Genomic DNA, 8790 nt, shown 5'->3' with positions numbered 1-8790 from the left:
GGCGGAGGCGCTGCGCGAGGGCGGTCCGGTCGCGGCGGCCGAGACGCCGCCCGTCGCGGCCGACCCGGCGCCCGTGCCCGACGCGACGCGCACGGCCGTCGTCGGCGGACGGGCCTGGACGACGGACGACGACGCGCTGCTGCGCGAAGGCGTCGACCTCGGCTGCTCGGTCGACGACCTCGCCGACCAGTTCGAGTGCGAGGTCGAGGTGGTCGAGCTGCGGCTGGACGCGCTCGGGCTGACCGCGCCGCGCGAGCTCTTCTAGCCTGTCGGCGTCCCGCCCTAGGCTGGCCAGGTGCACCGCATCTTCAGCACCGCCGTCGCCGACGTCTACCCGCACTACGTCGCCAAGGTCGAGCGCAAGGGCCGCACGACCGCCGAGCTCGACGAGGTGATCCGTTGGCTCACCGGCTTCGACGACGCGCAGCTGCGCCAGCACCTGGACGACGGCACGACCTTCGAGGCCTTCTTCGCCGACGCCCACCTCAACCCGGCGGCGTCGTCCATCACCGGCTCGGTCTGCGGCGTGAAGGTGCAGGACGTCGAGGATCCGCTCATGCGCCGGATCCGCTACCTCGACAAGCTCGTGGACGAGCTGGCCAAGGGTCGCCCGATGGCGAAGGTGCTGCGCGCGTGACGGGCTTCGAGACCCGGATGCTGACGCCCGAGACGTGGCCGGACTTCGCGGCGCTCGTCGAGGCCAGCGGCGGCGTCTGGGGCGGGTGCTGGTGCATCGGCTTCCACCCCGACGGCTTCCAGGGCTCGCCCGCGGGCAACTGCGCGGCCAAGCGCGCGCACGTCGAGGGCGGCACGGTGCACCAGGTGCTGGTGTACCGCGACGACGAGTGCGTGGGCTGGGTGCAGTTCGGGCCGCCGTCCGAGGTCGCCACGATCAAGAACGCCAAGGCGTACGACAAGGAGCTCGTCGACCTTCCGGACTGGCGCATCGGCTGCGTCTTCACCGGCAGCAAGCACCGCCGGCAGGGCGCCTCGCGCGCCGGGCTCACGGCGGCGCTCGACGAGATCGCCCGCGCCGGTGGCGGCGTGGTCGAGGCCTACCCCGAGCAGCTCGAGGGCCGCGGACCGCAGCGGGGTGCGTACCTGCACACCGGTGCCGAGGACCTCTACACCGACCTCGGCTTCGAGCGCGACCGGCAGATCGCCAAGTGGCGCTGGGTGATGCGGCTGACCGTGCCGAAGCAGCGCGCCCGCGCGGCCAAGGGTTAGTCGGGCAGCGCACACCACGGCTCGAGGGTGCCGCTGCCGACGGCCGGCACGTCCTCGCCGCGCGCCCGGCGGGCGAGGTCCTCGGCGAGCGGTGCCAGGCCGATGACGGCCCGGTCGCGGGCGAGCTGGTCGAGGTCGACGTCGGCGACCAGCCGCGCCCCGCCGTCGGCGACCTCCACGTGCTGGCCGAGCACGCCGTACCGCGGGGGAGCGCCCTCGACGGCCGCGATGCCGTCGACGGTGTGGGCAAGGTGCCGCGGGTGGGCCTGGCCGGCGCGCACCGCCGCCTCGAGCAGCGGCACGCAATGGCGCCGGAAGGCCCGGTTCGCGGGGCTGTCGAGCGTCGACACCCCGGCGCCCGCGTGCTGCAGCAGCAACCAGGCCGCGTCGGCGCCGTCCTCGCCCACCAGGTCGCGGCCGGGCCAGCCCCGTTCGTGCACCAGGGCGACCAGCCAGGTGGTGTTCGACCGCACGCGGGCCAGCGCGGCCTGCACCGACGGCGGCGCGGCGGTCTCGGGCTGCCACTCCAGCACCGCGAACGGCCAGGGCGTCGTGCTCGGCGGCTGGGTCGCGTCGAAGGCCGCGCGGTGGTCGTCGGCGGTGCGGTAGACGAGGTCCGGGGCCTGCTGGTCGGCCTCGAAGCGCGCGAGCAGCTCGGCCCGCAGGCCGTCGTCCGGGGTGGTCATGCCGGCTCGTCCACCCGGGTGAGCCAGTGTGCGAGCAACGGGCCGAGCACCTCCGGACGCTCGTGCGGGAGGGCGTGGCCGGCGCCGTCGACGACCGCGAGGGTGGCGTGCGGGTAGCGCTCGAGCAGCGCGACGGTGCCGGCCGAGCCGACCGTGCTGTCCTGGCGGCCGGCGACGAGCAGGGTCGGTCCGTCGTAGGGCTCGCCGTCGAGGTCGACCGCCCAGCCGGCGAAGACCCGACCCAGCGCCTCCTCGTCGACCGCCTGAGTGCTCGGCCACACCGCGTCGCGGTAGCGGTGGGCCGTGGCCGCCGTGCGCACGACGAAGTACTCGTCGAAACCCTTGCGCTGCAATGCGTCCAGCCCGTCGTGGGCGTCGTCGTCCTCCCGCACCGCCACCTGCGTGGGCACGTCGGCCGACGTCCCGCCGACGGGGCACACCAGCGCGAGACCTCGCACCAGGTCCGGACGTCGAGCCGCCACGCCGCGGGCCAGGTACGCGCCGTAGGAGTGGCCGAGCAGCAGCGCGGGCCCACCGATCACGGTCTCGACGAACGTCACCAGCAGCGCGACCACGTCGTCGTTGCTCGTCAGCCCGTCGGCCGTGGTGCGTCCCATGCCGGGCAGGTCGAGGTAGACCCGGCGGTACCCCTCGTGCGGCAGCACGGGCTCCAGGGCCGCCTCGAGCTCGCGGTGGTCGACTCCGGCGCCGTGCAGGGCCAGCAGCGGCACGCCGTCCCCGTGCGCGCTGAAGTGCACCTCGACGTCGCCGACCCGCTCCTGCACCGCGCCACCGTACCGAGCCGTTTCCCAGGCGACGTCCAGGTTCGTCGTCCAGGCTGGTGCGATGCAGGAGGACGAGGCCACGCGCGTGGCACAGGCACTGGTCGACCGCGGCGTCATCGCGAAGGTGGCGCGCCCGAGCTCGTACCGCTTCGGCGTGCGCGTCCCGCTCGGCGACGGGCGGGAGGCGTTGTGGGACGTCGACGGAGCAGCGGGGCTGGAGGCGCAGATCATGCGCAACGGCGTGCTGGTCGGGTTCGTGCCGCAGATCGCCGGCTCGGAGCACTTCGACGAGGCGCAGACGGTCGAGGCCATCCTGGCCACGGACTACGGCAGCGCCTGACGGCGCACGACGAAGGGGTCGGCCCCGAGCGCCGACCCCTCCGTGCTGGTGTCCCGGCTCAGCGCGATGCCACCTGCAGCTCCTGCCAGGGCAGCGGCCACGGGAAGAAGATCGGCGTGCCGCTGGTCTGCCAGGCCAGGCCGAACCACACGCTGTCGGTGCCCGACCAGCGCCGGACGGCGATCTCGTACGTCGCGCCGCGCGTGGCCGCGAACTCGACCACCTCGTAGCTGTTGTCCCACGAGGCCGAGGCCGCGACCTGCTGGCCCTGGCTGTTGCGCACCACCAGGTCGAAGTCGACCGTGAGCTGCGAGGCCAGCGGCAGCCCGAAGATTGAGGTCACCTTGCTGTCCCACGCCAGCGCCACCTTGACGGTCGGCGAGAGCAGCAGCAGCGGCACCTGCACGTGGTAGCGGAACGTCGTGAAGCCGTCGGCCCCGACGTCGGCGGACGCCAGCGTGCCGACGTCCCAGCCGCGCGACGTGGCCGGCGCGTCGCGCCACCGGCGCTGCTGCGCCACGCGCACCCCGGACTCCGCGTCGACCGCGCCCGCGCCGTCAGAGGCGTCGGTGCGGGTGCTGACGTCGTTCCACCACGTGCTGCCCGACACGTTGCGCCCCGCGGTCGCGAGCAGGATCGCGCGGCAGCCCTCGGGCCACGAGCAGAGCACGGGGTCGACGTCCTGCAGCAGGGCCGTGACGCCCGCGGTGGCCGGTGCCGCGAAGCTGGTGCCGGACATCGTCTGGCCGTTCGCGCTGACCCCGGTGCCGTTGGCGGCGAGCTCGGGCAGCTCGCGGTCGCCGTGCGTCGACGTCGGGTTGCGGAAGACCGAGTCGCCCGACATCGACGACGCGGTGTCGTCGTGGTTGCCGACCGAGAGCGTGTTGAACCCCTTGTGGTTCACGAACTCCGAGGACGGCGGCTGGATGTTGTCGGCGTCACCCTGCCAGAAGTTCCCGGCGGCCTGGACGATCGTCGGGTACGGCCAGCGCAATGCCAGGAAGTCCTTCAGGACGTCGTCGGCCTGCAGCCCCGCACCGCCCGGCTCGGTGCCGCGGTGGAAGCTCTGGCTGATGACCGTGCAGCCCTGGTTGGCCGCCCAGCGCAGCGCGTCGTTGTCGGCGCTGTTGGCGGAGAACAGGTCGCAGTCGGGCGCGTGCCCGTGCGGCCGGTTCGCCTCGGTGTTCTTGATGATGGCGTGCGTCAGGCGGGCGTGGTTGCTGGCCGGGGGAGAGCTCGAGAAGCGCCCGGCCAGCGCGAGGTTGGTGGTGTCGCTCGGGCCGTCCTCGAAGACCGCGACGCGCACCCCGGTGCCGTCGAAGCCGAGGTTCTGCGCGCGGTCCGAGCGCGCCACGGCGATGGAGTTCCCGAGGTCGGTGATCGCGCTGCGGTCGTCGAGGAAGACGGCGCCGACGGCGTCGGAGGCCGCGAGGTCGCGGACCTTCGCGGCGGGCAGCGTCGCGCGCAGCAGCGGGACGTCGTCGTCCTGGCGCGCCATCACCTCGGCGCCGAGACGCTTGAGCCGGCGCTGCAGGTTCCCGGTCGCCTTGCGCTGCACCGCGTTGCGCTCGACCTCGACGGGGTGCGGCTCGGTGGCGCGTCGGTCGGTGGGCTTGTCGACGACCTGGCCGTCGTCCTCCAGGTGCGGCCACACGACGACGTCGACGGGCTCGTCGTCCGCCACGGTCTCGAGGTGGCGCCACAGCGTCTCGTGCATCCGGCCGAAGCGGTCGGCCCGCCGCTTCTCGACGCCGGCGAGCAGCTCGTCGGCGTCGACCTGCTGGCCGTCCGCGCCGAACGCGAACGCTGCCGCCACGCCCTTCTCGCGGTGCACCGCCTTGACCAGCTCGACGTACTGCTCGTCGTCCGAGGCCTTGTCGCCCGGGCGCAAGCGGGTGACGGCGAGCTCGCCGACCGCGAGGTGCACGACGTGCTCGACGCGGTGGTCGTCGGGCACGCGCCCGACCATGGCACCGATGACGAACGGCACGTGCACCGGCTCGGCGAGGCGCTCGCCCTTGGCGTCGAGCAGCTCGCCGACGACGAGCTCGTGCGCGCCGGGTGAGAGGCCGTCGGTGGCCACCTGCACCACCCGTCCGCGCTTGGCCAGCCGGACGTCGGCGTCCTGCCAGGGGCCGCGGGCGGGGCGCAGGCGCACGGCGCCCTGCGCGGACCGGGGGTCGACCGGACGAGCGGTCGTGACGTGGAGCGGCGTGCCGGGGGTGATGACCTCGCCCGGCGTGAACGAGAGGGTCAGCGTCGTGTCCATGCCCGACGAGAGCGCCGGACCGCACGGCCTGATACCTCAGGTCACCTCGATCGGCTGGCCCCCCGTGATGCGCACGAGCTCTTCGTAGGACGTCGGGAACACCGTGTGCGGGTGGCCGGCCGCCGCCCAGACGACGTCGTAGCGGGAGAGCGCGACGTCGACGAAGGTGCGCACGGGCACCAGGTGCCCGACCGGTGCGACGCCGCCGATCGCGAAACCCGTTGCGGCCCGGACGATCTCGGGCGTCGCGCGCTGCAGGTCGGCCAGCCCGAGCAGATCCGCGACCTTGTGGGTGTCGACCCGGTGCGCCCCGGACGTCATGACCAGCAACGGTTCTGAGCCGTCGCCGTCGCGCACGTGCCGCCCGGCGTCCGGGTCGGTGACGGCCGCGACACCGACGAACACCAGCGAGTTCGCGATCTGCCCGACCTCGACGCCCAGCTGCTCGGCCGCGGCCTGCGCGGTGCGCGCCGCGTCGTCCAGCACGCGCACCTGCCCGCGCACGCCGAGGCCGGCGAGCGTCTCGGTGACGCGGGTGACGGCGGCGTGGGCGGCCAGGTCCGACATGGCCGAAGGGTAGTGGCGCAGGAGGGGCGCGCGTGGGACGTCGGGTCGAGCCGTCCTGCGGGTCACCAGAAGCGCGGCTGGCGCGGGACGGTCTCCAGGTCGGCGAGCAGCAGCGCGCGGTCCTCGGGGTCGGCGACCTCCTCGGCCGCGGCGAGGGCCGCCTCGGTGGCCGCGCGGGCGGCGTCGGCGTCGCCCGAGACGGCGTGCGCCCGGGCCAGCGCCTCGTGCGCGAAGGCGAGGTCCCAGTCGCCGATCCCGTTCTCCTGGCACAGGTCCAGCGCCCGCTGGGCGTGGTGCCGGCTCGGCTCGCCGCGCTCGAGCACCGCGTAGACGCGCGAGCACAGCCACTCGCCGCGGGCCAGGTGCACCGCGGTCCCGGCCTGCTCCCAGTGGTGCCGCGAGGCGTGCGCCATGTGCAGCATCCGGTCGTCGTCGGCGCGGGTGCGGTCGTCGGCCTCCATCAGCCGCCAGGTGCCGTTGAACAGGTCCACCGCGAGGCGGCGGTGCTCGGCGGCGTCCGGGCTCGGCGCGGTCTGCGCGGTCGTGGGCTCGGTGGTCGGGGTGGTCGTGGTCTCGGCGGGGGGAGGGGCGGGGTCGGTCACGGGGAGCTCCTGGAGGTGGTGGTCGATGGTGTGCAGGTCGCCGCGCAGCCGGGTGGCGCGGGCCTCGACGCGGCGGCGGTGGCGGGCCAGGGTGGCCCGGACGGCGACCGGGTCGCCGTCGGCGGCCAGGCAGACGCGCACGTCGTCGAGGGGGACGTCGACCGCGCGCAGCAGGTGCACCAGCCGGGCCGGCCCGAGCTGGGAGGGGTCGTAGTAGCGGTAGCCGGTGACGGCGTCGACGACGGCCGGGCGCAGCAGCGCCACCCGGTCGTAGTGCCGCACGGCCTTGGTGGTCAGGCCGGTGCGGCGGGCCAGCTCGCCCACGGTGAGCAGCCGGTCGACCGGGGCGTCGGAGGTCTGGTCGGGAGCCACGTCCCGGAGCGTAGGAGCCTGCCCCGGGGGAACCTCAAGAACCGTCGTCCACCGGTCGGGTGAAGGTGTTGACGCGGTGTCCGACCGCAGGTGTAGTCTCGACCTCGTTCGAACAGGTGTTCGAACGACTCCCACCGGGCGGACTCCCCTCCAGCCGGTGGGGGTGGGGCCCGTCCCCCGGCCGCCTCGACCCCGGCCGCGACGGGCCCTACGGCCTGGCCGGTCCGGGTGGCGGTGGGGAAGCCGCCGCCCGGGCCTGCCGGCCGGGTCTGCCGGTCTTCCCCCGCGGCAGCGACGAGCCAGTCAGCGAGCGGCCAGCGGAGGTGCGGGGTGGGACGACGGTACGACGACCCGGTCGAGGTGCGGACGACGGGCGAGCCCGAGGGCGACGAGCCCGAGGCTCCCGCGGCGTTCGTCTGGCGCGACCGGCTCTACGTGGTGCGCGGCGTGCTGTCGCACTGGTACGAGCGGCGGGTGTGGTGGCGCGAGGCCGCGGCCTCGGCGCTGCTGGGGCTGCGTTCCGAGGTCGACGTCGCCGCGCAGGGGGCGGTGCCGTCCGGCGGTCGGGTGCCGGCCGGGCTCGCGCTCGACGACGTCCCGGCGCGCCGCTCGCCGCTCGAACCTGCCGAGCGCGAGGTCTGGCGGGTCGAGGCCGCCGCCGGGCGCAGCAGCCCGGTCGGCGTCTACGACCTCGTGCACGACCCCGGGTCCGGCGCACCGGCCGCCGACCGATGGCGCCTGGTGCACGTCGAGGACTGACCAGCCCGCCGCGCCCCGTCCCTCACCGACCACCACCAGGAGGACCTCCCGTGCCGACGTCCAGCCCACCCCGGGTGCCCCCCAGCAGCCTCGACCTGCTCGACCGGGCCCGCGACAGCCTGGTCGCGGCGCTCACCGCCTCCACCGCGGGCGAGCGCTACGTCGCCGCGCACCTGGCCGCGCTGCGCGCCGCCGCCGCCGTGCTGTCGGTGCGCGGTCGCCCGCACCGGCACGGCCGGCCGCGCAGCGTGTGGGAGGTGCTGCCCACCGTCGCGCCCGAGCTGGCCGAGTGGGCCGCGTTCTTCGACGCCGGCGCCACCCGCCGGGCGGCGCTCGAGGCCGGCCGCGACGACGTCGTCAGCAGCCGCGAGGCCGACGACCTGGTCCGCGACGGCGAGACCTTCCTGGTGCTCGTCGAGCAGGTGCTGGGCCTGCCGCGCCACGACGTCCTGCCACCGGGTGCGGTCTCGCTGCGCGGGGCCAGCCCCTTGCCGTTGGTCCGCTGAGCACCGCCTCCGCGCTTCCCCGAGCCTGCGATGACCTCCCCAGCCCCCGTCCCCTCCTCCGCCTCTTCTTCTTCTTCCTCCTCCACCGCCTCCGTCACCGATCCCTTCGTCCACCTGCACGTCGCGTCCGGGTACTCGCTGCGGCACGGCGCGTCCTCGCCCGACGCGCTCGTCGCGCGAGCGGTCGAGCACGGCATGGGCGCGCTCGCCCTGACCGACCGCGACGGCCTGTACGGCGCGGTGAAGTTCGTGCTCGCCTGCCGCAGGGCCGGGATCGCGCCGCTGCTCGGCGTCGACCTGGCCACCGACCCCACCGGCCTGGTCGCCGGGCTGCCCGCCTGGGCCGACCCGTCGGTCGCCGCACGGGCTGCCGGGTCGGGGCGCGCGCCGGTGCGCGGCGGGGCGCTCGTCGACCCCTACCGGCCGCGGGTCACGGTGCTCGCCGCCGGCACCGGGTCCGACGGCGTGGGGTCGGGGGAGGGCTGGGCCGCGCTGTGCCGGCTGGTGTCGGCGGCGCACCTGTCCAGCGGGCACCTCGGCGGCGAGCGCGGCACGCCGGTGGTCGACCTCGCGACGGTCGCCCGGCACGCCCGCCCGGACCAGCCCGCCGACCAGCCCGCCGACGCGCCGTCCCGGCTGGTCGTGCTGCTCGGTCCGGCCAGCGAGGTCGGCCGGGC

General features: G+C 75.3%; 12 protein-coding genes. 7 read left to right on the top strand and 5 right to left on the bottom strand.

What is annotated here, in order from left to right; genetic code table 11:
• The 3 genes from ACYVJ4_RS17670 to ACYVJ4_RS17660 form a co-directional block, all read left to right on the top strand.
• On the top strand, nucleotides 1–265 hold a 265-nt coding region (locus ACYVJ4_RS17670), incomplete at its 5' end, for a hypothetical protein (RefSeq protein ID WP_460461401.1).
• 30 nt (nucleotides 266–295) lie between these two features.
• Nucleotides 296–637: a DUF2200 domain-containing protein gene (locus tag ACYVJ4_RS17665; protein WP_460461400.1), complete on the top strand. Its 342-nt coding sequence runs from the start codon at nucleotides 296–298 to the stop codon at nucleotides 635–637.
• Nucleotides 634–1227, top strand: a complete 594-nt coding sequence (locus tag ACYVJ4_RS17660; protein WP_460461399.1) for a GNAT family N-acetyltransferase — start codon at nucleotides 634–636, stop codon at nucleotides 1225–1227. The genes ACYVJ4_RS17665 and ACYVJ4_RS17660 overlap by 4 nt, the downstream gene beginning before the upstream one ends.
• On the opposite strand, the gene ACYVJ4_RS17655 is transcribed toward ACYVJ4_RS17660, so the two are convergent.
• Together ACYVJ4_RS17655 and ACYVJ4_RS17650 are read right to left on the bottom strand one after the other, a co-directional pair.
• Nucleotides 1224–1913 carry a hypothetical protein gene (locus ACYVJ4_RS17655; RefSeq protein WP_460461398.1) on the bottom strand — a complete coding sequence of 230 codons (690 nt, stop codon included), beginning with the start codon at nucleotides 1911–1913 and terminating at the stop codon, nucleotides 1224–1226. The genes ACYVJ4_RS17660 and ACYVJ4_RS17655 overlap by 4 nt on opposite strands.
• Nucleotides 1910–2698, bottom strand: coding sequence for an alpha/beta fold hydrolase (locus ACYVJ4_RS17650; protein WP_460461397.1), 789 nt, complete (start codon nucleotides 2696–2698; stop codon nucleotides 1910–1912). Before ACYVJ4_RS17650 ends, ACYVJ4_RS17655 begins: the two co-directional genes overlap by 4 nt.
• A gap of 61 nt (nucleotides 2699–2759) precedes the next feature.
• Here ACYVJ4_RS17650 and ACYVJ4_RS17645 point away from each other — a divergent pair, with 61 nt between their 5' ends.
• Nucleotides 2760–3038 (top strand): hypothetical protein, encoded by a 279-nt coding sequence (locus ACYVJ4_RS17645; RefSeq protein ID WP_460461396.1) that lies wholly within the window; start codon nucleotides 2760–2762, stop codon nucleotides 3036–3038.
• Between the two features lie 58 nt (nucleotides 3039–3096).
• On the opposite strand, the gene ACYVJ4_RS17640 is transcribed toward ACYVJ4_RS17645, so the two are convergent.
• The 3 genes from ACYVJ4_RS17640 to ACYVJ4_RS17630 form a co-directional block, all read right to left on the bottom strand.
• Nucleotides 3097–5307 (bottom strand): S8 family serine peptidase, encoded by a 2211-nt coding sequence (locus tag ACYVJ4_RS17640; RefSeq protein ID WP_460461395.1) that lies wholly within the window; start codon nucleotides 5305–5307, stop codon nucleotides 3097–3099.
• Between the two features lie 36 nt (nucleotides 5308–5343).
• On the bottom strand, nucleotides 5344–5874 hold the full coding sequence (locus ACYVJ4_RS17635; RefSeq protein WP_460461394.1) for a YbaK/EbsC family protein: 531 nt from the start codon (nucleotides 5872–5874) through the stop codon (nucleotides 5344–5346).
• Nucleotides 5875–5936: 62 nt separating this feature from the next.
• Nucleotides 5937–6848, bottom strand: a complete 912-nt coding sequence (locus ACYVJ4_RS17630; protein WP_460461393.1) for a MerR family transcriptional regulator — start codon at nucleotides 6846–6848, stop codon at nucleotides 5937–5939.
• Between the two features lie 330 nt (nucleotides 6849–7178).
• On the opposite strand from ACYVJ4_RS17630, the gene ACYVJ4_RS17625 reads away from it, so the two are divergent.
• From ACYVJ4_RS17625 to ACYVJ4_RS17615, 3 genes are all read left to right on the top strand, one after another.
• On the top strand, nucleotides 7179–7607 hold the full coding sequence (locus ACYVJ4_RS17625) for a DUF6504 family protein (RefSeq protein WP_460461392.1): 429 nt from the start codon (nucleotides 7179–7181) through the stop codon (nucleotides 7605–7607).
• Between the two features lie 74 nt (nucleotides 7608–7681).
• Nucleotides 7682–8113, top strand: a complete 432-nt coding sequence (locus ACYVJ4_RS17620) for an SAV_6107 family HEPN domain-containing protein (protein WP_460461391.1) — start codon at nucleotides 7682–7684, stop codon at nucleotides 8111–8113.
• Nucleotides 8114–8143: 30 nt separating this feature from the next.
• Nucleotides 8144–8790: PHP domain-containing protein (locus tag ACYVJ4_RS17615; RefSeq protein ID WP_460461390.1), on the top strand; the 647-nt coding region annotated here is incomplete at its 3' end.

The sequence above is a fragment of the Angustibacter peucedani genome, assembly GCF_054779595.1.
The sequence above is the reverse complement of the archived record's forward strand: the minus strand, read 5'-3'. Positions and strand labels throughout refer to the sequence as shown.

Coding starts and splice junctions, on each gene's coding strand:
- ACYVJ4_RS17635 (WP_460461394.1), bottom strand. CDS start 5,874: ATGTCGGACCTGGCCGCCCACGCCGCCGTCACCCGCGTCACCGAGACG.
- ACYVJ4_RS17655 (WP_460461398.1), bottom strand. CDS start 1,913: ATGACCACCCCGGACGACGGCCTGCGGGCCGAGCTGCTCGCGCGCTTC.
- ACYVJ4_RS17645 (WP_460461396.1), top strand. CDS start 2,760: ATGCAGGAGGACGAGGCCACGCGCGTGGCACAGGCACTGGTCGACCGC.
- ACYVJ4_RS17640 (WP_460461395.1), bottom strand. CDS start 5,307: ATGGACACGACGCTGACCCTCTCGTTCACGCCGGGCGAGGTCATCACC.